The 20,802-nt window shown below is 46.8% G+C and carries 22 protein-coding genes and 1 pseudogene; 3 read left to right on the top strand and 20 right to left on the bottom strand.

The annotated features are described in order from the left end of the window. Positions 1–220: 220 nt before the first annotated feature. From QF049_RS23730 to QF049_RS23710, 5 genes and pseudogenes are all read right to left on the bottom strand, one after another. Positions 221–424: a hypothetical protein gene (locus QF049_RS23730; RefSeq protein ID WP_307540992.1), complete on the bottom strand. Its 204-nt coding sequence runs from the start codon at positions 422–424 to the stop codon at positions 221–223. Positions 425–532: 108 nt separating this feature from the next. Further along, positions 533–895 (bottom strand): hypothetical protein, encoded by a 363-nt coding sequence (locus QF049_RS23725; protein ID WP_307540990.1) that lies wholly within the window; start codon positions 893–895, stop codon positions 533–535. 353 nt (positions 896–1,248) lie between these two features. Next, positions 1,249–1,335, bottom strand: a pseudogene (locus tag QF049_RS23720) (23S rRNA (pseudouridine(1915)-N(3))-methyltransferase RlmH); the annotation flags it as partial. Positions 1,336–1,416: 81 nt separating this feature from the next. Beyond that, a complete protein-coding gene (locus QF049_RS23715) occupies positions 1,417–1,695 on the bottom strand; it encodes a small, acid-soluble spore protein, alpha/beta type (protein WP_307543391.1) in 279 nt (92 codons plus the stop codon). Between the two features lie 245 nt (positions 1,696–1,940). Beyond that, the gene (locus QF049_RS23710; protein ID WP_307540989.1) at positions 1,941–2,663 is read right to left on the bottom strand and encodes a DUF4386 domain-containing protein; all 723 of its coding nucleotides are present in this window, start codon (positions 2,661–2,663) and stop codon (positions 1,941–1,943) included. A gap of 83 nt (positions 2,664–2,746) precedes the next feature. Here QF049_RS23710 and QF049_RS23705 point away from each other — a divergent pair, with 83 nt between their 5' ends. Both QF049_RS23705 and QF049_RS23700 read left to right on the top strand, forming a co-directional pair. Further along, positions 2,747–3,613 (top strand): helix-turn-helix transcriptional regulator, encoded by an 867-nt coding sequence (locus QF049_RS23705; RefSeq protein ID WP_307540987.1) that lies wholly within the window; start codon positions 2,747–2,749, stop codon positions 3,611–3,613. A 158-nt stretch (positions 3,614–3,771) separates the two neighbouring features. Continuing rightward, positions 3,772–3,969: a hypothetical protein gene (locus tag QF049_RS23700; RefSeq protein WP_307540985.1), complete on the top strand. Its 198-nt coding sequence runs from the start codon at positions 3,772–3,774 to the stop codon at positions 3,967–3,969. Between the two features lie 15 nt (positions 3,970–3,984). Here the strand turns inward: QF049_RS23700 and pyrH are convergent, their stop codons facing one another. The 7 genes from pyrH to QF049_RS23665 all read right to left on the bottom strand — a co-directional run bounded on the left by pyrH (position 3,985) and on the right by QF049_RS23665 (position 10,062). Further along, positions 3,985–4,722 carry a UMP kinase gene (pyrH, locus tag QF049_RS23695; protein WP_307540983.1) on the bottom strand — a complete coding sequence of 246 codons (738 nt, stop codon included), beginning with the start codon at positions 4,720–4,722 and terminating at the stop codon, positions 3,985–3,987. Positions 4,723–5,275: 553 nt separating this feature from the next. Next, a complete protein-coding gene (locus QF049_RS23690) occupies positions 5,276–6,166 on the bottom strand; it encodes an alpha/beta hydrolase family protein (RefSeq protein WP_307540981.1) in 891 nt (296 codons plus the stop codon). A 15-nt stretch (positions 6,167–6,181) separates the two neighbouring features. Next, on the bottom strand, positions 6,182–6,616 hold the full coding sequence (locus QF049_RS23685) for a GyrI-like domain-containing protein (RefSeq protein ID WP_307543389.1): 435 nt from the start codon (positions 6,614–6,616) through the stop codon (positions 6,182–6,184). A gap of 227 nt (positions 6,617–6,843) precedes the next feature. Next, positions 6,844–7,323 carry a 23S rRNA (pseudouridine(1915)-N(3))-methyltransferase RlmH gene (gene rlmH, locus QF049_RS23680; RefSeq protein ID WP_017691463.1) on the bottom strand — a complete coding sequence of 160 codons (480 nt, stop codon included), beginning with the start codon at positions 7,321–7,323 and terminating at the stop codon, positions 6,844–6,846. A 235-nt stretch (positions 7,324–7,558) separates the two neighbouring features. Next, positions 7,559–7,726 carry a CxxH/CxxC protein gene (locus QF049_RS23675; protein ID WP_017691462.1) on the bottom strand — a complete coding sequence of 56 codons (168 nt, stop codon included), beginning with the start codon at positions 7,724–7,726 and terminating at the stop codon, positions 7,559–7,561. Positions 7,727–7,960: 234 nt separating this feature from the next. Continuing rightward, a complete protein-coding gene (locus QF049_RS23670) occupies positions 7,961–8,485 on the bottom strand; it encodes a hypothetical protein (RefSeq protein WP_307540978.1) in 525 nt (174 codons plus the stop codon). 299 nt (positions 8,486–8,784) lie between these two features. Beyond that, the gene (locus QF049_RS23665; protein ID WP_091012220.1) at positions 8,785–10,062 is read right to left on the bottom strand and encodes a S1C family serine protease; all 1,278 of its coding nucleotides are present in this window, start codon (positions 10,060–10,062) and stop codon (positions 8,785–8,787) included. A gap of 758 nt (positions 10,063–10,820) precedes the next feature. Here QF049_RS23665 and QF049_RS23660 point away from each other — a divergent pair. After that, positions 10,821–11,033, top strand: a complete 213-nt coding sequence (locus QF049_RS23660; protein WP_036611899.1) for a hypothetical protein — start codon at positions 10,821–10,823, stop codon at positions 11,031–11,033. Here the strand turns inward: QF049_RS23660 and QF049_RS23655 are convergent. The 8 genes from QF049_RS23655 to QF049_RS23620 form a co-directional block, all read right to left on the bottom strand. Further along, entirely contained in the window at positions 11,002–11,808 is an 807-nt protein-coding gene (locus QF049_RS23655; protein ID WP_036671861.1) for an MBL fold metallo-hydrolase, read from the bottom strand. The genes QF049_RS23660 and QF049_RS23655 overlap by 32 nt on opposite strands. A gap of 6 nt (positions 11,809–11,814) precedes the next feature. Then, complete coding sequence (yycI, locus tag QF049_RS23650) at positions 11,815–12,558, bottom strand: two-component system regulatory protein YycI (protein WP_307540976.1); 744 nt, start codon at positions 12,556–12,558, stop codon at positions 11,815–11,817. Between the two features lie 273 nt (positions 12,559–12,831). Further along, the gene (locus tag QF049_RS23645; RefSeq protein WP_307540973.1) at positions 12,832–14,112 is read right to left on the bottom strand and encodes a YycH family regulatory protein; all 1,281 of its coding nucleotides are present in this window, start codon (positions 14,110–14,112) and stop codon (positions 12,832–12,834) included. Then, positions 14,096–15,946 carry a cell wall metabolism sensor histidine kinase WalK gene (gene walK / locus QF049_RS23640; protein ID WP_076216658.1) on the bottom strand — a complete coding sequence of 617 codons (1,851 nt, stop codon included), beginning with the start codon at positions 15,944–15,946 and terminating at the stop codon, positions 14,096–14,098. Before walK ends, QF049_RS23645 begins: the two co-directional genes overlap by 17 nt. Next, on the bottom strand, positions 15,946–16,668 hold the full coding sequence (yycF, locus tag QF049_RS23635; RefSeq protein ID WP_074092884.1) for a response regulator YycF: 723 nt from the start codon (positions 16,666–16,668) through the stop codon (positions 15,946–15,948). The genes walK and yycF overlap by 1 nt, the downstream gene beginning before the upstream one ends. Positions 16,669–16,914: 246 nt before the next feature. Next, positions 16,915–18,447 (bottom strand): peptidoglycan DD-metalloendopeptidase family protein, encoded by a 1,533-nt coding sequence (locus tag QF049_RS23630; protein WP_307540971.1) that lies wholly within the window; start codon positions 18,445–18,447, stop codon positions 16,915–16,917. Positions 18,448–18,932: 485 nt separating this feature from the next. Next, positions 18,933–19,742 carry a class I SAM-dependent methyltransferase gene (locus QF049_RS23625; RefSeq protein ID WP_307540970.1) on the bottom strand — a complete coding sequence of 270 codons (810 nt, stop codon included), beginning with the start codon at positions 19,740–19,742 and terminating at the stop codon, positions 18,933–18,935. Positions 19,743–20,029: 287 nt separating this feature from the next. After that, complete coding sequence (locus tag QF049_RS23620) at positions 20,030–20,797, bottom strand: hypothetical protein (RefSeq protein ID WP_307540968.1); 768 nt, start codon at positions 20,795–20,797, stop codon at positions 20,030–20,032. Positions 20,798–20,802 lie beyond the last annotated feature (5 nt).

The raw sequence follows: 20,802 nt of genomic DNA, 5'->3' as shown, positions 1-20,802 counted from the left end.
CTTGCCATAAATGCACTTCTCACTTGCTGCCTATAACACTAAAGGTCAGTTCTATAACCTGGAATTTCCGGAATTAAACCGAAGGAGGACCTGCTAATCATAGCTGGTCCTCCTTTTTGCGCTCAGCCCCAAGCGCAGTCCCGACGCAGGAGTCAGCGTCAGCTTCCGCACGTCCACCAGCATATCCCAACAAAAATTACGCCGTCGCTTATGGTATAGTTCACCGATTCACAGAGGCATCCAAAAATAAAACCATTAACAAATTCCTCACCTTGTTCAAGCTGGCTTCATCCAATCGGTGGAGGATGTCTTGAATGTTGGGAAGAGGATCATCCTTGGCCTTTGTCCCGTATTTTGTTCCCTCAGCTGCAATTTGACCACCCTCAATAGAATCAAAACTTTCCTCTGCCTTCACCCATGACATGTTTAATATATCTTCCATCACTTGAATGAGAAAAGACAACTGTTGTGTGTCATAACTGCTTTAAAAAGGCGTGGACATTCGTTCCCACAATCCTCTGCAACGCCTGATTTATACGGAAGATTTCTTTTCCGAGCGGCGTCGTTCGAAACAGGATCGTTTTTTGTTATCCGGCAGATACTCCGCCTGATTCACATTTTCGCCCACTAACTTCCTCGTGATTTTGGATATGCTTCCTCGTGAAATGTCCAACTTCTGAGAATTTCGAACACCGTTAACTGGTTCTAGTTCCCCAATGGCGTCAAGGACATGAAGCATCATAACGGTACAGCTTTTAAGAAATGTGATGACGGCAGGGCTGTCCGTTTGCTTCATCATCCAGTTCCGTTCTTCATCGTCTTCTTTCGCTTGAAACCGCTTCTGCAATTGATTCAGATTATCCGTGAGCCGATAAATTAATTCGTCTTTTTCCACTTCCGGCAGCTGTTTGTGACATTCACTCGGATACGTTTCATAGTCAAACTCCTTTGGAAATCTTCTTCACCAAGTATAAAAAACATTACATCATTAATAAAGATTCCAAGAAACAATATTGACAAAAAGGAAACAATAAAAGTGTATGTCAAACGAACGTCAATATCTTATGCCATTTCCTGGTGGACATGAAGAATCAAAAAGTTTATTGAACTAAACTGTACGTTGAGAAAAGGCAGCCTATCACAAAGAGTGGGCTGCCTTCAACATTCTTTATTGATTTATCGTATCGTTCGTGAAGGATACATTCGAAGTTATACCATGGAATTCGTAGTCCTTATTATTTTTGGCCGTCACTTATAGTAGGGTTCACCGCGATTTATCTTCACTGCGCGATAAATCTGCTCCACCAGCACCAGCCGCATCAACTGATGCGGCAAGGGTTAATCTTAACCGGTTCATAACTACCCGAATCTCTTCTATTTCCCGGTCAAAAAACTTCCGAAGGTTTCAGTTCAGGATTACTCCCTGTACGCTATTTGCTCCTGAGCGAGACGGATCATTTCCCTAACCATGGAACCCCCAATTTTGCCTCCGACTTTGCCTACTGATTCCGTTGTCAGTTGACCATTGTTTCCTGGGTACAGAGGTACACCAAGCTCTTTCGCCACTTCGTATTTTACATCGTCTGGTTGATTCGGATTTACGGTATATCCTTCGCGCTTCATTACATCTGCTTTGAACGCTTGCATCCCCTGTTCGACCCCTGGCACCGCATATTTTCTCCCTCTTCTTGCCATCATACAGCACTCCCCTCGATGTTATTATTCCCTAACTTGCCCGGAAGCACAAAATTTTATCCCTATTCCTCTTCGGTGCGAGTTCACTCTGAATGTCGGAAGCGTTCGCCGAATACGAGCATCAAATTCAACAAATGCTAATCGAGAACAGTTAATTAGATAAGGAGTCTTTCCACCAAATTTCGCCCGATATTATGAGTTGAATCATCATCACCTTCTTAGTCTTTCGATCAAAGAACTTTTGATTATTTTACTATAGACGAAGAAGCTGTTTTTGCTCTCAATTTAGCAAGGTTCTCCCCATGAAATCCCTTCACAATTAACCAGACTGCCAGGCTCATCTCGTAAACGCCCACAGGAAGCGCCATCAATCCTTTTACCGCCGAATAGGGTCCGATGACTCCAAACATTTGCAGCAAACCAGCTAAAAATACCATAACCGCTGTAATCATTCCGAAAATCGCTAACGGTTTAGGCACATAGCCTGTTCGATAAAGCAAATAACTATACAGACTAGTATTTATGCCCAACATGAGATTTGGACCCAACATAGCCGTCCAGCGATAAATCGACTGCATCAACAGCCCTATGGGTTCAAAATTGGTTTTACTTGCTAAGTTGGTTGTATCATAATGTGAACTAAGTTGTAACAAACCCAATATACTTACGAGACCAATCGCAATAAAAACAGCTTCCATAAACCGGAAACAAAGATACCCTAGTGCTAGATGCTCACTCCAATGCCGAACGTAGGGAAACAGCATGGCTGCTGTACCAACAGCCGTTACCATAAGTAAGAGGTCATTTAATACACCGATTAAGACCTTTGTTTCCGATCCATTTGCCACGGCCATCTGCCATTGTTCTGACAGAACCGGTCCATACAAAACAACCGCTATGATTGACGTCACTGCAGCAAGGATATAAAAAATCCCCAGTATCCCAGCATTCCTTCGGTCTTGCGTCATCTATTTTTCCTCCTAAGACAATAAATTTATTTGCTGATGGACGTATGGTATACTTGCCACAAAACTTGATATAAGGAGTAATTATGGACCATAACGAAGTCATTGAACGTGCTTTGATCCATATCGAGGACCATTTACAACAGTCCTTAACCGTAGAATCCGTCGCCAATACCTTCAACATGTCTAAATACTATTTTCATCGGCTGTTTTCCGCTATGATGAGCTGTTCGTTAAACCAATACATTCTATCCAGAAGATTGAATGCATCTTTAACCTTTATTCAAAACAAAAACAGCTCTCTAACCGATATTGCCTATCAGCTCAACTTCGGTACACAAGCCTCATTCACTCGTGCTTTCAAACGACAATACGGCGTAGCTCCAAGTTCTTTAAAAACAGGACTTACAACCATCTCTCCTGTCACCATACCTACAGTGGTGAAGAGACCTATAAAAAACATTAACGGTGATATAGTCACGGATTTCACACTGACCGAATTCAAGGAGACCCGAATCAGTGGGATCGCTTTTGAAGTGGATTTAGCCAATGATGATTACAAGGAGAAGATTCGCGCACATTCAGAAATGCTGTTGAGTCATATTGATGAAATAAATGGTCCCTGTTATGTCATTTATTCAAACTGTCAACCCGATTCAACTCGGTTTAAGGTACTGTTTGGGATCCCAAGCAGCATTGAAATTGATAAACCTTATTTTTTCACGGTTGATGTGCCACAGATTTTTTGTGCAAGGTTCAACTATTGTGGTGAAATACTTGACATTGGGGATGTTCTGGAAAACGACTATGCCAGATTTCTAAAGATTGCCAAGCAGGAAACGGCAGAAACCGATATTGAACTCATTCAAGCTTTTGATGACGTCCACCATCTGGATTCGACCTACCATATCTATGCGCCTATCAAAAAACTCCCTACCGATTCTGATTTGTAAGATCGCGGCTCGCTTCTCATTCTGTCTGCTCCTTTCTTTGCTCGAATTTGATCATTCCTTTTCTGCAAATAAAATAACATAACGGGTTTCGCTCGACTTTCCACATCTTGCTGTAATTAGGAACGAAAAAAAACATCTCTCTCGAGATGCACCCTGTTTTGGCTCTTGGATCTGTTCCTTCGGCTTTTGCCGGTGTGTTCATTGGATTACGGCTGTGGGAACGGATTGATATCCAATGTTTTGATAAGGAGCCTTTGCAGCAGTTTGCCATATTTTCGACCGTCACTTATGGTACGGTTCACCGTGATGTATCTAAGCATAAAGTACAGTTTGACCACAAGAATACATATCAGTAGTATTTCTAACATATTTCATTCCAACTCTGAAACTGATTCGCCACTAATTATCGTACCGTTATTCTTACCTTCACAAATTTCTTTCATCGAGCCTGGTTTATCGAAGTTAAACACATGCATTGGCAGATTGTAGTCTCTTGCTAAAATGAAAGCTGATTGGTCCATTACCTTTAAGTTATGTTTTAAAACGTCGTTGTAATGAAGCGAACGAAATTTCCTTGCATCTTTATCAAATTTAGGGTCTGCATTGAGGACACCATCAACACCTTGCTTTGCAACTAATAAAGCGTCACAATTAACCTCGATGGCTCTCTGTACTGAAGGATAGTCTGTTGTAACGTAAGGTTGACCGTTCCCCCCTGCAAAAATTACAATGTAGCCCTTTTCCAGATGGTGAACTGCCCTTAGTCTGATGTATGGTTCAGCAACTGATGTAATAGGTATTGCTGTCATTACACGAACTTCTTTGTTTGTTTTGGCTTTTAGAACCCCACGAAGCATTAAACTATTTACTACAGTCGCGAGTGTCCCGATATTATCAGCCTCTGCTCTTTCTATTCCCCAGCTTTCCGCCATATTACCTCTGAAAATGTTACCCCCACCTATAACTAACGATACTTCAACGCCTAAACTTACTACTGACATAATTTCATCCGCAATATGGTCTAACCTTTCTGGCTCAAAACCAAATTCAGAGTTTCCTGCTACTGCTCCACCACTTAGCTTAACGAGAACCCTTTTGTACCTTGACAATTATTACACCCCCATAAAATAAAAACACTAAAGCAATAAATGCTTTAGTGTCCTAATGGAATGGAAATATGAAATTACGCAAGTCGACTGAATGTAAGTCTTCCGTTTCCACCTCATACTCCCACTCCCTCATGTTTTTTCGATCAAGTAATTCTACATTACGTTAAGGTAGATTGCAATTACCATAACCTACATATTTTACTTGTTATCGTATCGCTTTAAATTATATTCAAAGTCGGTCGATGGATGTGCTAATGCCATTTCTGAAAGTGCCAAACACAAAATTGATGTAAACTCCCCCCCACCCTTCGACACACAGTTATTACGAAGGTTGAACCAGTGAAACAAAAGGATTTGCTCCACTCCATCATTAACAAGATTACTGTAAACCTCCGAAATAATCCCGATGAAAGAAGCGTCAAAGACATTGAACTGTTCTTTGACGCTTCAATTAAGGATAACTTTGTGCTTACTTGTGGTACGGTTCACCGCACTATCTGTAACGGCAAGTTCTAAGGGCACCCAGTCGGGTGCCCTTAAATCAAAAAGTTGATTAATGACTACTTAGGAATTGTAGTACCTCAACGTTGAGCCACACATGAAATTGTTCGCGATCAAATCCGGGAGGGTCTTGGGATGGAGGAAATGACGGTAATAACATTGATTTTGGAAAGGGGCTCAGAAAGGAAAAGTGCCCCGCATTTTCGATTGTTTTATAATGAATCTTGTTCTGGTCAGCAACTCCCCCGATAATAATTTGTGCGTGAAAGGAAGGAGTATATGGATCCTTCTCTGCATCCAGCATAAGAATAGGGAGATTAACTGCACTCAATGCCCCGTCAGCACGAAACCATACCGACGCCGGTGCCAATAAAACCAGAGACTTGATCCGGGGATCCTGCACTATCTCTAAGGTACGCGATTGTCCATCGGATGACTCGTGAGCAAATGAGGCAGGTATTCCGCCTACCGCTGCGAGTGCTGTGTAGCCCCCCATGGAATGCCCGATGACCGATACGTTATCGGGCATTATTTTACCATTGGCCTGATCATTCTCAAAAAACCAATCGATAGCCAGTCGAAGATGCCTCGGTCTATAAGCAAGGTTTTGAACCGTCCCTTCCAGGCTATTATCGTTTCGGTTGTTGTAAGGATGCTCGGGCATGCCGACGATAAAACCGTTTCGCGCCAAATGTCGGGCAAGTGTCCGGTATACAAAAGGCGAACTACCCGTTCCGTGAGAAATAAGAACTAGAGGAAACTCCCCTTCCAAGGGGTTTGCGTCTCTAGACAATTCCAGCAGGTATGGCCCTAGACGCTCTTCTTGTTCCGGCCTGTCCGTCGGATACATCACCGTCATGGGAAACGTAATTCCCAGTGAGGCATCGGATAATGTTACTTTAGAATATCCTGCATTCACTTTCCAATCATCCCCTTCATACATTTCTCCAATCCTCGCTCATGTTACACTCGGGCCTATAGGGATGTAGATATCAAATTCCGAATCCTCATTCAATGGCCCCAGGTATCTGTGGTCATACCGTACAAATTCCGGTTGGTTCATGCGTAATCGCCCCGATTTAGGCAGCCACGTGCCGTAAATATACTGGATCGTATCTTGTATTCGCTCAATGCTTCCTTTATGGGAGAATACAGCATAGGTCGTTGGCGGCAGGACTTTATCCACCATTCCTGCAGGAGGCTTCCCAACTTCTCCGACCTCGACACAAGCGGCGTAAAAGACCTCCCACTCCGTTCCGGTAAGCTCAACTAGAGCATAATAAATCGATTCGTGATTTCGCCTATCATCAATCTCAACCGCGCATTGCCTGAAGGCTTTCCATAGCTTTCCGATCTCCTGAGTGTCGAGTCCTCGCATCTCCATACCCGTCAGATAGAGCTCTTCAGTAGAGATAAGGAGAGTACCCTACCCCTGCAGCAATATCTTCTACTGCAATATCATCGGATTGATGGGCCTCTATATAGACAATTGCTTTGGTTACCGATTCCATGTAATTCATTCCATCGCCTCCATGGAGATGTAACAACTATATTATAATACGATCTATAATTTTTGATTTTTTTTGCGAAACTGGCGTTAGAAATATATAAAATTTGCCCTTACTTATGATAAGGTTCACCCCGATTTATCTTCACCGCGCGATAAATCTGCTCCACCAATACCAGCCGCATAAGCTGATGCGGCAGGGTCATGCGCCCGAAGCTCAAGCGCTGCTTCGCGCGGCGCAATACCTCATCGGAGAGCCCATGGCTTCCTCCAATGACAAACACGACATGGCTCGTCCCATACGTGCCGAGCTTGTCGATCTCCAATGCCAGCTCCTCAGAACTCCAGAGCTGGCCATCCAATGCGAGCGCGACAACATGCGCCTCGCTCTTCACATGCGCGAGGATGCGTTCGCCCTCGCGCTCTTTTACCGCCCGAACCTCAGCTTCGCTCAGGGTATCGGGCGCCTTTTCGTCTGCGACCTCGATCATCTGAAACTTGATGTACGGGGCGAGCCGCTTGGCATATTCCTGAATGCCCAGCGTCAGATACTTTTCCTTCAATTTGCCTACGCCAATAATCTGAATAAACATAACAATCCATTCCTCCTAAATTGTCCTGCGAGATATTCTATAAGTAATATGCTTCATCGCATCGTTAGTTCCAACATACACTTTTCACCAAATGCTAACGAGATTCCCCCACAAACACAAAAAGAGCGCTCATCACGCTCTCTTTGGCTTCTTGCTGTGATGTTCATACCGGATGGAAAGTCAGCCCGAAGTGCCACATTAAGCACGCCTCCAGCCGTCTAAGTCCTACAGTACGCTAAACGACGAGGAATTCCGCGTGCTGTTCGCACTCGGCGCATTTCGCAGGCGGGTCCCAATCGGCAAATTCCGTCTCCTTCAGATCAACGATATCTGGAGCGTCCTCATACTCATCGACAAACATGTCGATGGCAATGTCCACGTGTTCTTTGCATACAACGTACATCCGTTAAGCATCCTTTCTGTAACCAGCTATGTTCCCGATTCACAACCGCGTATCCCATTACAGGATAGCCACTTCTCAGTTCTATCACACCTGCCACTGAAAAGAAACCCCCAGCCCTAATTTATCGTGCCCAACCTCCACCAAACCTCTCCATTCTCCGTAAAAGAACACAAAAAGCATCCTTCTCGATACCTCCACGGTACCACGAAAAGAATGCTCCTTAATCCACGCTCTTTAATTCAATCCCGACTGCGCCTTCGTCAACAGCTTCCCGCCTTGAAAAGCAATAACGGCATTGGCACCATTGCCAGCTGTGCCTTTATAGTTGTAAACCACCATATTCTCCGCTTCACTCAGCGCTTCACCTTCGCCGCCGAGGATCTCGATGACATCTCCCACCGACATGCCAACCTCAAGCTTCTCATACTGGGCAAACGTAATCAGCACCCCATCGCCTTTCCCGGCCGATCCGTTGTTTCCCGAGGCTACAGGCGACTGACCACCAGCCTCCCCTACCGCAATCACACTTGTACTCAGCTCATTCAACTTGGTCTCAAGTGCTGCGATCTTTTGCTCCTGCTCAACGCTCTTGGCACCCTGCTCCACCAGTTTCTTCTCAAGTCCAGCAATTTTCTCTTGCAGAGCACTTGTATCCACAGATGCTCCTGTCGTAGCAACCTCAGATCCACAAGCAGACAGCATAAACAGTGACAGCGCCAAGCTCGTTCCCCCAAGCATCGTTTTCCTCAACCGTTTCATTATAAATACCCCTTCCATTCTAAAATAAAAATGTGATCGACAAACAGATGTTATTGCATCAGCGACCGTCTCCAACATATTGACAACAGTTTACCACAGCCCTAGTCTTATGTATCTGCTCCTTTGGCTCCGGGTCTAACTGATCATGAGAACATAAAAATGGTTGATCTACTCATTTAATGTCGAACGAACAAGTCCACCCATAATAACTAAAAAAGAGTGGTCAGTTGATCTGATCACTCTTCTAGCATTCCCTATTCCAATCCACGCAATAGCATAGGCTCCGTTCGGGATTTTCCTTACTCCGGTTTATCCGTCAGCTTCACCGATACTTTCTCAGCTTTACCGTCCCGGTAGAAGGTCACTTCAATCGTATCTCCAATCTTCTTCTCATCGTACAGATATTTCCGCAGATCCAGCGTGGAGGTAATTTTTTGCCCGTCAAATTCCGTAATGACATCATTCAGCTTCATACCCGCATCAGATGCCGGACCGGATGCTTCCAGCACAACCACACCGCTGTCCACATGAGATGGCAGCTTCAGATCCTTACGCTGCTCGTCATCCAGTGGTGCATAAGGGTTGCTCAGATCAACCGTGTACACGCCCAGGTATGGACGAGATACTTTGCCGTTCAGTAGCAGGGAATCTACCGTCTTCATCACTTCGTTCATCGGAATCGCGAAGCCGAGTCCTTCAACACCCGTATCCGAGATCTTCATCGTGTTAATGCCAACCACTTTGCCGTTCAAATCGACCAAAGCACCGCCGCTATTGCCTTCATTAATCGCCGCATCCGTCTGGATCACGTTTTGCTCCCAGTCGTACACGCCGTCCTGATTAATCGATACAGGCAGAATACGATCCGTGTAACTGACAATTCCGGATGTCAGCGTACCGCCCAGACCGAGCGGGTTCCCGATCGCCAGCACCGTTTGACCGCGTTGAAGTTTGCTGGAATCACCGATCTCCGCGACTGCACCCAGCCCTTTATCTTCTGCGGATAGTACAGCAATGTCACTTACACGGTCTTTACCGACCAGCTTCGCTTTATGTGTCTCCCCATCTACGGTCACAATCTCCAGATCACTCGCACCCTCCACGACGTGGTGGTTGGTCATAATATAAGCTTTGCCATCTTCCTTCTTGAAAATGACCCCTGAGCCCAGCGCCGAATCTTCCATCGATAGACTGCTACCCGTTTTATGGTTCACAATGCTCACCACGGAAGGACGAACATGGGCTGCTGCCTGGATAATCCGGTCGTATGGATCAGCTGCCTGTGTTGCCTGTGCACTGCCTCCACCACCGTTGCCTGTAGCATTCGCCAGCGGTAACGATGTGGGCTGTGTGATGAAGCTAAACAGCATGACGGTCACGATGGAGCTGATCACCGAGCTAATCACAGCTACCTTCACTGTGGAACTGATTCCCGTTCGCGATCTGCGCGGATTGCTCCAGCGGTCACGTCCACGTGCTCTGCCTCCAGGGCGGATGATCTGAAGTTTGCCTTTCTGTTCAGGTTCGGCGCGTCTTGATACTTTGGTTGAATAAAAATCGTCTCCAAACAATCCCATCGTGATCCTCTCCCCTTCGTTGTCACGCATCAAGACCCTGACTGCCGCCTAAGTTGTCGCATGGATCAACGATGGTTTTCTTACGTTACCCCACTCCAGCCACAGCCGAGCTTTCGATCGCTGTTACTCACAAATTTTCATCCCACTTTCAGGGTGAAATTTGTTCATCGCGTATGCTCCCGAAGTAGCTTTCCTTCAGAAAGCTTTCCGGCGAACGCTACGCTTCTCCAGCCTCGTTCTGTGTCTTTCGTTACGTGCGTACCGTAAATAACCTCTCGCTTTCCCATGCTTTTTTGCAATTTTATAAAATGGTCTTGCATATCGCCGCATCCCGGCATCAAATCAGGATACAGCGTCTATGTACAACAGAACGGACACGCCATTCTGTCAGTGACTCTATCTATCATGCTCTCGCATTCTATGACATGCCATTTCACACGCAAAACAGCCAAAATCACAATGCTCCTCATATACTAAACACGTCAAATCACAAAAAGTTGCATATTTACGAAAATTAAAGCAAATTTCCGCTATAACGCGCTTAACAATAAAGGTCCATAGTATCTATCACCACAAAATCCGGTCCGCTAAGCGCCATTTTGGCAAATTTGAAGAACTTTTTTACCCCTGCATATTCACAGGTTCAGCATACACGTCTCATCACACAAATGTTAGCGGCAAAAAGAGGAATGTTTTCCATCAAGCCTGACTACAATAATAGTAAAAGACAATTCGAAGCTTCATAGAGGAGGATATATATGGATCGCACACGTACACTCACAGCCATGGATGAAGTTCATATGGCGGCCAAGCTGGCCGATCTCAAGGAAGAACACTATCGCAACACGCTTGCACTCAGTACCATCATTGAACTGCTTATTGATAAAGGCATTCTAACCCGCGAGGAAGTCGAGCGCAAAGCCGCCGAACTGGACAGCTTTATGGCTCACCCACCCTATCCCATGGCGTAGGACGGTCGTAATACGTATCACAGAGTTTGAACTCATGGTCCCGATAAAAGCATCCACGGCTCTCCATCGCGTCGCGCACCGACATTTTCGCCAAGTCCATCATATTATGATCTCGGCTAAGATGTGCCAGATACGTGCGCTTGATGCGTCCGTTCATCAGTTCACTAAGCGCTGCCCCTGCCGCTTCGTTCGACAAATGCCCAATGTCGCTCAAAATCCGGCGCTTGGTGTTCCACGGATAACGCCCCATACGCAGCAATTCGACATCATGATTCGCCTCCAGCACCAGCACGTCAGAATCAGAGATGGCATCGCGAACCTTGTCGCTCATGTACCCAAGATCTGTTGCAACAGACAGCTTCTCCGTACCATCATCGAACGTATAACCTACCGGCTCAGCTGCATCATGCGATATCCCGAAGGATTCCACGCGCAGTGACCCAAAATCATGCTTTTCACCCGTCTCAAATACCCTCCGGTTTTCCTCTGGAATCGCCCCAACCGACTTCTCCAGTGCCGCCCACGTATTCAGATTCGCGTAGATTGGTAAATTATATTTCCGAGACATCGCGCCTAGTCCTTTAATGTGATCGGAATGTTCATGTGTAACCAGAATCCCGTCCAATTCTGCCCCAGAAATCTCCCTTTCCTGAAACAGTGCATCCAATCGCTTCGCACTAAGACCCGCGTCAATCATGAGAGAGGTACCCCCATGCTGTATGACTGTGGCATTACCTGTCGAACCGCTGGATAACACGGTAAAATATATCCCCATAACGCATTACTCCCCTGGTTTGTCTGTCTTGGGACTGAATACATCCCCACTGATGCCCTGCACGTACAACACTTCGCCACTTTCCAGCACGAACCGCCATGCCGGCATCGCTACCTGTATATCTGAATTGAACAACTGGCCGTAATAGCCCAGCTGAATATCTTTGACAATTGCATCATTTGGCAAAAAGTTCTCGATCAGCGTTCCCAGCGCCTTCGACGCCGGAAGCACCTGCTGATCGCTCTCCTCTGCGGTTGTAATCCGCACCGGAGTCTGACGATAACCCTTTATTTTCTGGTCGCTGTAGAATAGCTCCAGACTCACATTGAAGAGCGGCCATTTGCCATCCACCAGTGGGTGAAGCACAAAAGCCCCATCCTCGGCCATCAGCTGATCCAGCCGGTATGTCCCAATCTGTGGAATCTCACGCTCTAATGCATCTTCCAGCTCACTCTGCGAGAAGATCAGCTTGCTATCTACAGGCTGTTCCAGTTCCATATCAACGCCGGCCTTGTCCTCTTCAATGAACTCATAGGACAACTTTGGCAGCTTCGGCGTTTCATTTGGAATCGGAGCCAGCACCTGAATGCCCTTCTCTTCCATCGCCTGTTGTGTATTATCTGCCAGTGAGGTGAAGTCCAGATTGGCTCCGGCCGTCTCTCGTGCATCCATCCAGATCTGGTATCCCAGCACCAGATTAAGCAGCAGAAAGGCATAGATCAACACATTTTTTGCCCGTCCCCAATCCAAAACATCCACCTCCTTCAGTTAACTGGCTGAAATACTTTCTCAAATTGCCTACCCTTCCACCGGAACTAGCCGTTTACTAGCCTTTGAACTTAAAGCTATACGATAACGGAGAGGACAGAAATAACCTGAAGAAGCAGAGCGTTCGCCTTTACCACCAGATTTCTCCCGTGTTAAAAGGGAGTTCAAGAAATCTGGGGTAACAGCGATCGAAAGGTTATTCTGCACGCGTAGTGATAAAGTACAGCTACTCTTTGGTTCAAAGACTATAACCTATCAAGATACGGTAGTCTCCTCACCATTTCCGAAGCGAATAACCCATACCGGGATCAGCTTTAATCCGTCCTCAATCGAAGAAGGACGATAAGCCGGGTATACGTCCACAACCTGACGATTCTCACCTGCTACCTTTTTAATAAGAGCCTTCAGCTTGTCTCCGCCAGGCAACTTGACCGATTTCTTCGTCTCTGCACCTTCGTTCAGGTATTCCAGTGAACGTTCATAACTGGATACCGTCTCCTGCTGCATTTCCATGCTAATCGTGCCGAAGCGGAACTGCATGGAATCCATGATCGGATAGCTGCCGTAATACTGCTGGAATTCAAGCCGTGTCTTGCTGTCGGCGGTCCCCAGCATCATCCGCGAACGGCCTTTCCAACCCCCGTGCTGATTCACAAAATCAACCGCAGACAACGCATCCTTCGCAGGATCAATCTGTCCTGCTGGCGGTGCTGCCGGATCAGTATAACTGATCCAGCGCTGTTCCTGTTTTACCTGCAGACTTCGTTTACTGTCCGTATAGATCTCTGATCCATCTTTTTCCCGGATATTCCGGGTCATACTTGGATCGAAGAACAGACTGCGCTGCATCTGCTCAACCGTGAACTGGCCTGTTGGCACATCCGCCTCAATCGTCTCCAACGCTTCCGCCGGGATATAATACCCGCCTTCCATCAACGTGTATGGCGTCCAGTTCGTACCGAAGTCAACATGCTGCTGCACATCTTGTACTGTCAGGTCCGCCTGCGTTGCTTCGTATACCACGTCTCCCTTGGCGCTGAAGAACAGCGCATGGGCCTTCGTTTCATTTTTGGACGTATAGATGGAGATTCGGTTAATCGTCTCCCCCTGGAATAAGGAATCCGTCCCGAGCCTCATCACTCGCTGTAACAATGCTACTGGAATACCTTCTTTGAACGATAGTTCAAACCCAGGGTTCTCCTTGCGAATCTGATCCCAGTTCACCGATTGCACACTGCGGCGCTGAAAATCATCGAACGCACGCCCCTGTAACCTTGAATAGATCAACTGATAGAACGTATTGCCAGGGTAAAACACCGTATGTTTATCCTCGCCCAAATGAATAATCATCTGATCGGGGAAAATCAATTCTTCAATATTGCGTTCCTGACCCATATTCTCCGTCTTCACATAGTTCGTCTCTGACGTCACAATGGAATCCCCGCCTCCGGGCAAACGGTAGATCAGAAAATAACTCTGAACCAGACTGGCTACAACAAGGGCAGCAAGCACCAAGGATTTAATCCGTTCCTTCACGGTGCTCACCCCCTTTCTCACGCATCGGCAGTGTGAATGTTACTGTCGTTCCCACGTCTACCTCAGACTCCAGAGAGATACTGCCATCATGTGCCTTCACAATTTCCCGGGCAATGGACAGTCCTAGCCCTGTACCTCCCATACTGCGGGAACGAGCCTTGTCCACCCGATAAAACCGCTCAAAAATGCGATCCAAATCGCGCTGTGGGATACCCATTCCGGTATCCGATACTGAGATGGCAAGTGTGTGTTCATCACTGCGTCTAGCCGCAATCGTAATAGTGCCGCCTTCCAATGTATATTTCAGCGCATTGGACACGACATTATCCAGCACCTGATCAATCTGGTCGCGATCCAGCGGAACAGCCGGAATATCATTCTCCACAGATAATACAGGCTGAATATCCTTCTGATGCATCTGGAATGAGAAGCGATCCGTCACTTCCTCCAACATTTCCAGAATGTCAGTTGGTTGTTTCCGCAGCAAAGCCTCTTTGGAATCAAGCCGCGATAAATGCAGCAGATCCGTAACCAGTCGTATCATTCGCTCCGTCTCGTTCTGTATAACACCAACGAAACGACCGGCAAGCTGCGGATCTTCCAGCGCACCGTCATCCAGTGCTTCCGCGTAACTCTTGATCGTAGTCAGTGGTGTACGCAGTTCATGGGATACATTGGCCACGAATTCACGCCGGGATGCCTCAAGCTCTTCCTGCTCGGTAACATCCTGAAGTACGGCAATCGTTCCCGTGATCCCCCGTTCACGCCGATGAACTGGTGTGAACGTCATCCGAATGACCACGGGCTCTTCTTGTCCAGCGGGTGCAATCTGCAGCAACGTTGAACCTGTGAAACCACTCGCGAGGGCTTCCGCATCCTCCGGATCAATGCCGAGTAATATGGCGAAGTGTCTTCCTTCAATATCCGCAGGATGCATACCCAGAATGCTGCTGGCACGACGGTTTACGAGAATGACTTTACCATACTCATCCGTAGCCACCACACCATCACTCATATTCGTCAGAATGGAAGTCAACTTCTCCTTCTCCTCTTCATTCAGTGAAAGTGCATCCCGAAGCCGGCTGGTCATATAGTTAAAAGCCCGACTGAGCTGACCAATCTCATCCGTGCCAAATACAGGTGTCTGCTGATCAAAGTTACCTTCTGCGACCGCTGTCGCTCTCCGAGTCACTTCCTTAATCGGCTGCGTTATCGTATGGGACAAGATCACGCCAAGTACCGCCGTTAACACCAAGGCAATCAGAATGCCGGAGATAAAGATTTTGTTGATTCCCTCCATCGTGGAATACAGCTCGTTCATGGATGCCGCGATGTAGACCGCGCCAATGATCTTGCCGCCGGACAGCACCGGCTTGGCGACGACTTTTTTGCGAACATTATCCTCGTCCACGATATATTCCTCATTGTCCCGAATGCCTTGCAGCGCACGGCTGACAACGGTCTGGGTATTTTTGCGCCCCACATAATCCGAATGTGAACTTAGTGAGGTTGTCAGAACTTTGCCGCTGGCATCCAGCACCTGAATCTCGGCACCGTTAATGTTGAACAGGTTGTTCACCAGCACACGCAGATTTTCCGTTTTGTCCTCGCCAGCTTCTGCTTCTCCACCCGCCATCGTCTCCCCCACGAGAACCGATAGCATTTCCGCACGCGCCTGCAAGTCTTCCGTAAAGTTACTCGTTAGTGAGTTCTTCATCGCGCTCACAAAATAAACCCCGATCAATTGCATCGCAATCAGAATCAGCAGTACATAGATAATGATCAATTTCGCCTGAATCGTTCGGAAGAACGAGAATCGCGCGAATCGGCCCATTATATCCCCACGCTTTTGGCACTGCGCACGAGATAACCGAGCCCGCGGCGTGTCAGAATCGTTTCCGGTTTGCTTGGATTCTCCTCAATCTTCTCACGCAGACGACGAATCGTAACATCCACGGTGCGTACATCGCCGAAATATTCATATCCCCACACCGCCTGCAGCAGATGTTCTCGTGTCATAACCTTGCCGGAATGCTTCGCCATATAATAGAGAAGTTCATACTCACGGTGGGTCAGATCGAGCGGTTCCCCGCCTTTGTAAGCCGTGTACATATCCATATCAAACGCCAGATCAAATAGCCGCATGACCTGCTTTTCCTCATCTTCCGGCGCTTCGGCCGTAATCGCGAGCTTTTGCCGTCTGCGCATCTGTGCCTTCACCCGTGCAAGCAACTCACGCGTACTGAACGGCTTGGTCACGTAATCATCCGCACCCAATTCCAATCCGAGTACCTTGTCGATCTCGCCATCTTTGGCGGTAAGCATAATGATCGGCATCTCCAGATGAGCGCGCACCTCACGACAGACATCCATACCGTCCTTGCCCGGGAGCATCAGGTCCAGCAGCATCAGATCCGGTTTCTCGGATAACGCCAGTTCAACCGCACGAATGCCATCAAATGCACAGATGACCTCGTACCCCTCTTTTTCCAAATTAAACTTCAGAATGTCCGCGATGGGCTGTTCATCGTCCACCACCAAAATCTTCCCCTGCATCGGCTAAGTTCACCCCTATATCCTGCTTAATCCGCGTTAGCGTTTATATCTCTCTTCTATGTTTAGCTTGTACCAAGCCTGCTTGATTGGTTTCTCTAGTTTGTTGTTTATACTCTCTAGTTTAACATACCTGAAGCACCGTCACATCCCGATCAGGGGCTTGGAGGGTCTTTCATCTGAAAATTTTTTACAGCAGCAAAAAACAAGGCCAGCATCATTGCCAACCTTGCCTCCTTAAGCTCTATATTAGTTCAGATACGTTAACGGATTTTCTACCGTTCCATTCTTAATAATCTCAAAATGCAGATGTGTTCCAGTCGAACGACCCGTATTGCCCATAACGCCGATACTCTCGCCTTTTTCAACCACTTGTCCAACCTTACCGCCAATGCTGTTCAGATGTCCATACAGTGTTTCGTATCCGTTACGGTGGTTAATAATGATAACATTACCATAACCACTTTTCTGTCCTGCAAAAGTAATTACACCCTCATCAGACGCTTTCACATCGCGGTTACCTACCAGATCGACACCTTTGTGCTGGCGACCCCAACGTTGGCCAAAGCTGCTGCTCATCGTTGCATTGGATACCGGCCAAGCAAATTCACCTGTGCCCTCACCAACAACTTTTGTTCCGCTAAGGACCACTTCAGTTACAGCTGCTTTAATCACTTCCTGACCAAGCCACTCTTCCTGAACCACTTCACCATTTTCTTTGGTTATACGGTACTGCATGCTTTTCAACCCACTTTGTCCTGGGCGCACAACTTTTGTGATACCTGCTTTCAACTCAGCACTTTTGCGTACTTCCACTTGCGGTTTAATCTCAATCTGTTCAACAACCTGCTCAACTGATTTAACGGTTACCGCTGGTTTCGGAACGGTCAAGGTCAGTTCGTCTCCGATTTGAAGCGACGTTTCCTTGATGCCCGGGTTATGCTGGCGAATCTCGCTTTGTGTAATTTCATACTTGGCAGCAATCGAAGAGATCGTATCTCCTTCATGAACCACATAAGTTACAGGCGCGTCTTTACCAACGGTTAATGCTTTAACCGCCTCGGACACATCCCATATTTTGTTTGGATCAGCCTTCACCACATCTGTCGCTACATCTTCCTTGATGCCTACCGACTTCAGGGTTGTACTTGGCCCCTCGTTTTTCTTCGAGGAATTAGCCGATACCGACTTCGTCTTAAGCGAACTTCGCACAGCCGATGCCGATATGTATTTGCTCTGCACTTGTTCCAGGATTGCATCCGCTGTTGCCTGATCCTTCACAATACCAATGACTTCACCGTCTACCTTAAGCTCCACACCTTTGGCGTAGGCTGTCAGCATGTCACCCAGTTTGTCCAGCGTTTCGTCACTGTTCACTTCAGGTTTGTACGCTCTTACCGTTTCGGTTGTGATGCCATCCGTGTTCAGCACCATCTCTGCATCCGGATATTTATGTTGATATTCCTCAGTTTTGTCTGTAAATAGTTGTTGTAATTGTGCCTCATCTGCAATGGTACCAATCTCGCTACCTTTAACCATTACTTTATAGTACGGTACGGTGTTTGCAGTAACATATTGTTTGCCTGCGAACCCGAGCGATGCTGCGATGAATACACCACATGCTGCTGTAATGATCCATTTGCGCGAGGCCAGAACGCGCTTCTTATTCACACTGAAGGTGGACATGCTCATGTTGTTTTTGTCTTCGGCCGTCCGGTGTTCCCCGGATTGTTCGTGTACCCGGTCTTTGCCCGGTTGGCGTATGCCTCTGAAACCTTTCATGATTCTCTCCTTTTCAGCACTTCTCAGTTCGCATTTCTGTCAAGACATCACCCATCGTGTCTGTCCCATGCTCGTTGATAATTGTATTGGGTGTCCGCAAAATCAGGACTTTAACTGCGCTCGTAAAAGTGTCAAAATTTTAACCTTTTATCACACCCGTATACTTTAACACAGGTTTTACACTCATTTCAACTCTACACGTCACACCTCAAAGCCACGCCCCGCTTGGTTTCCCTGAATTATCCATAAGGTGGCACGGCTGGTCCATCACCCATTATGCCTCAACATCCGCTGTACTATGTACTTTTGTTTGCAATTTAAGACTAGGTTCTAAGACCCAGTGAAATATGCTTTATTTTTCATAAAAATACAAATAAAATCCCTCACCAGATCAACTCTGATAAGGGATTACGTAAACAACCTATTTGTCGTTTATCTTAAACTGGATTTCATCTCATGCCACAATAGAATTAACTTTCATGTCACTATTCTTTGACTGCAAGAATTACAAATCGCTTCTGCTGAACTTCCCAGAATCCATTTTGCTCCATCTCCATATGAATATCCATTAATGTCTCACGGAACTGTTCTACCTTGAAATCAGGTACTTGCCACGGGATGTTCTTTAGATAATATACCAGTGCCCCTATATCATAGAAACGTTGTGCAGGGGTTGCTTCACGTTGCTCCAGAATACGGAATCCACACTGCTCCAGCTGAAGAACAGCACGATCCAGTTCCCATCCAGCGTAATCCGCTGGCATAGGAATGCCGAGCCGATCATTGATCTCCCTGCAATCTGACCAACCTACCTGTTGAGTCAGAAACAGTCCTCCTGCGGATAGAATCCTCCTAACTTCCTGCTCATCATATGACTCATGCCGATTAAGAATCAGATCGAATTCCTCGTCTGTGAAAGGAAGTTGCGAATCATCAGTCACCGGAAGTACCTTCACACCGAGCAGCTGCAAACGTTCCTCTGCAATCGGTATATTGGGGAGATAGCCTTCAGTTGCACATGTGTATGGAGGAAGGGGGCGAAGTCTAGACAGCATTTCTCCTCCACCAGTTCCCATGTCGAGCATTCGATCTGTCTGATTCAACAATCGACGAGCCATCGTTCCATAGGACCAGGGCAACATTCCACTCTGAAGTCGCTCACTCCCTGTTACATAGCTAAAATCCCAGCCACTAAACGGCTGGTCCGCCTCTTGCAGCCCTTGCTCGTATCGCTCATTCGTCGCTTCGGCAAACTTTTTTACTGATGGTTCTGAATTAGATTGATATAAGTTCATGTTCAATAAAACCTCCAATTAGTGTATTCGGAAACACAAGTCCATCGGTTCTCTTGAAAGCACCTATGAACGGAGGTCCACGAATTGGACTGGAGGTTTCTGCAATGTTGCCTAAACGTTTTTATATGTTGTGTTCTTTACCTTTATATTTCATACACCTTTCCCTCCTACAGATATTTCCAGTATTTATTTAAATAGATTATATTCAATCACCATCGACAAGTCCATTACATTATGAATCAGGCGATACCCATCTATGAGCACGCCTTCTTTCTCTGCCTATCATCTTATTCTGTCTGCAAAACTTCCATCAGGTTGTCGTACTCTTCACTGGTCAGGTACTTCGAGATCACCTGTTCAATCTCACGCAGTTCCTGTTCCGTTAGGCCACCTTCCATGGCGCCTGAGATCTGTTGCATTTCTTTCTGTGGCAGCTTGTTCATGAGCAGGGTGAAGATTTTTTCTTTCTCCTCTGCTGGCAGCTTGTCCTTCGCTCCTGTAATGTCATCCGGTGATACAACAATGGCATCATTGCCTGAAGAAGCACCGCCGCTAGCCGCTCCGGTTCCATTGCCTGAAGCTGAACCACTACCCTGATCTGTTCCTGAGTCATTACTCGTGCCCGTATCCGTCCCATTGCCTGCACTTGTGCCTGAGTTTGATCCTACGGTCGTATCTGTACCTGAACCTTCCCCTGTGCCCTCGTTTGAGCCGCTCCCTTGGGACGCATTGTTGCCCGCATCTACGCCAGATTGACTGCTCTCTGTCCCATTCCCCATAACTGAAACAGCATCTTCAGGAACCTGCTCTTCGTCCGCTCCTGTCGGCTGATCTGTCGTCCCATTTCCTGATTTGTTCCCCTCGTTGGTTTTACCGCCTAAGGCACCTTGGAACATGGCGGTTAACCCCATGGGTTGACCTTCCCACTGAATATTGAAACTCGCGAGTAGCGACTTCGCATATGACTGTACAATTAATCCGGTCGTGAGCAGTGTCAGTGAACTGACCAGCAATACGGTTAGCACGATTTTGACAAACCACACAAGCAACTTCATTCCGT

This window comes from Paenibacillus sp. W4I10 (assembly GCF_030816325.1).
GTDB lineage: Bacteria > Bacillota > Bacilli > Paenibacillales > Paenibacillaceae > Paenibacillus > Paenibacillus amylolyticus_B.
The sequence above is the reverse complement of the archived record's forward strand: the minus strand, read 5'-3'. Positions and strand labels throughout refer to the sequence as shown.

Bases quoted from the DNA above. Each gene is read 5' to 3' on its own strand.
- QF049_RS23730 (WP_307540992.1), bottom strand. From the start codon at position 424: ATGTCATGGGTGAAGGCAGAGGAAAGTTTTGATTCTATTGAGGGTGGT.
- QF049_RS23715 (WP_307543391.1), bottom strand. From the start codon at position 1,695: ATGGCAAGAAGAGGGAGAAAATATGCGGTGCCAGGGGTCGAACAGGGG.
- QF049_RS23710 (WP_307540989.1), bottom strand. From the start codon at position 2,663: ATGACGCAAGACCGAAGGAATGCTGGGATACTGGGGATTTTTTATATC.
- QF049_RS23705 (WP_307540987.1), top strand. From the start codon at position 2,747: ATGGACCATAACGAAGTCATTGAACGTGCTTTGATCCATATCGAGGAC.
- QF049_RS23690 (WP_307540981.1), bottom strand. From the start codon at position 6,166: ATGTATGAAGGGGATGATTGGAAAGTGAATGCAGGATATTCTAAAGTA.
- rlmH (WP_017691463.1), bottom strand. From the start codon at position 7,323: ATGTTTATTCAGATTATTGGCGTAGGCAAATTGAAGGAAAAGTATCTG.
- QF049_RS23675 (WP_017691462.1), bottom strand. From the start codon at position 7,726: ATGTACGTTGTATGCAAAGAACACGTGGACATTGCCATCGACATGTTT.
- QF049_RS23670 (WP_307540978.1), bottom strand. From the start codon at position 8,485: ATGAAACGGTTGAGGAAAACGATGCTTGGGGGAACGAGCTTGGCGCTG.
- QF049_RS23665 (WP_091012220.1), bottom strand. From the start codon at position 10,062: ATGGGATTGTTTGGAGACGATTTTTATTCAACCAAAGTATCAAGACGC.
- QF049_RS23660 (WP_036611899.1), top strand. From the start codon at position 10,821: ATGGATCGCACACGTACACTCACAGCCATGGATGAAGTTCATATGGCG.
- QF049_RS23655 (WP_036671861.1), bottom strand. From the start codon at position 11,808: ATGGGGATATATTTTACCGTGTTATCCAGCGGTTCGACAGGTAATGCC.
- walK (WP_076216658.1), bottom strand. From the start codon at position 15,946: ATGGGCCGATTCGCGCGATTCTCGTTCTTCCGAACGATTCAGGCGAAA.
- yycF (WP_074092884.1), bottom strand. From the start codon at position 16,668: ATGCAGGGGAAGATTTTGGTGGTGGACGATGAACAGCCCATCGCGGAC.
- QF049_RS23630 (WP_307540971.1), bottom strand. From the start codon at position 18,447: ATGAAAGGTTTCAGAGGCATACGCCAACCGGGCAAAGACCGGGTACAC.
- QF049_RS23625 (WP_307540970.1), bottom strand. From the start codon at position 19,742: ATGAACTTATATCAATCTAATTCAGAACCATCAGTAAAAAAGTTTGCC.
- QF049_RS23620 (WP_307540968.1), bottom strand. From the start codon at position 20,797: ATGAAGTTGCTTGTGTGGTTTGTCAAAATCGTGCTAACCGTATTGCTG.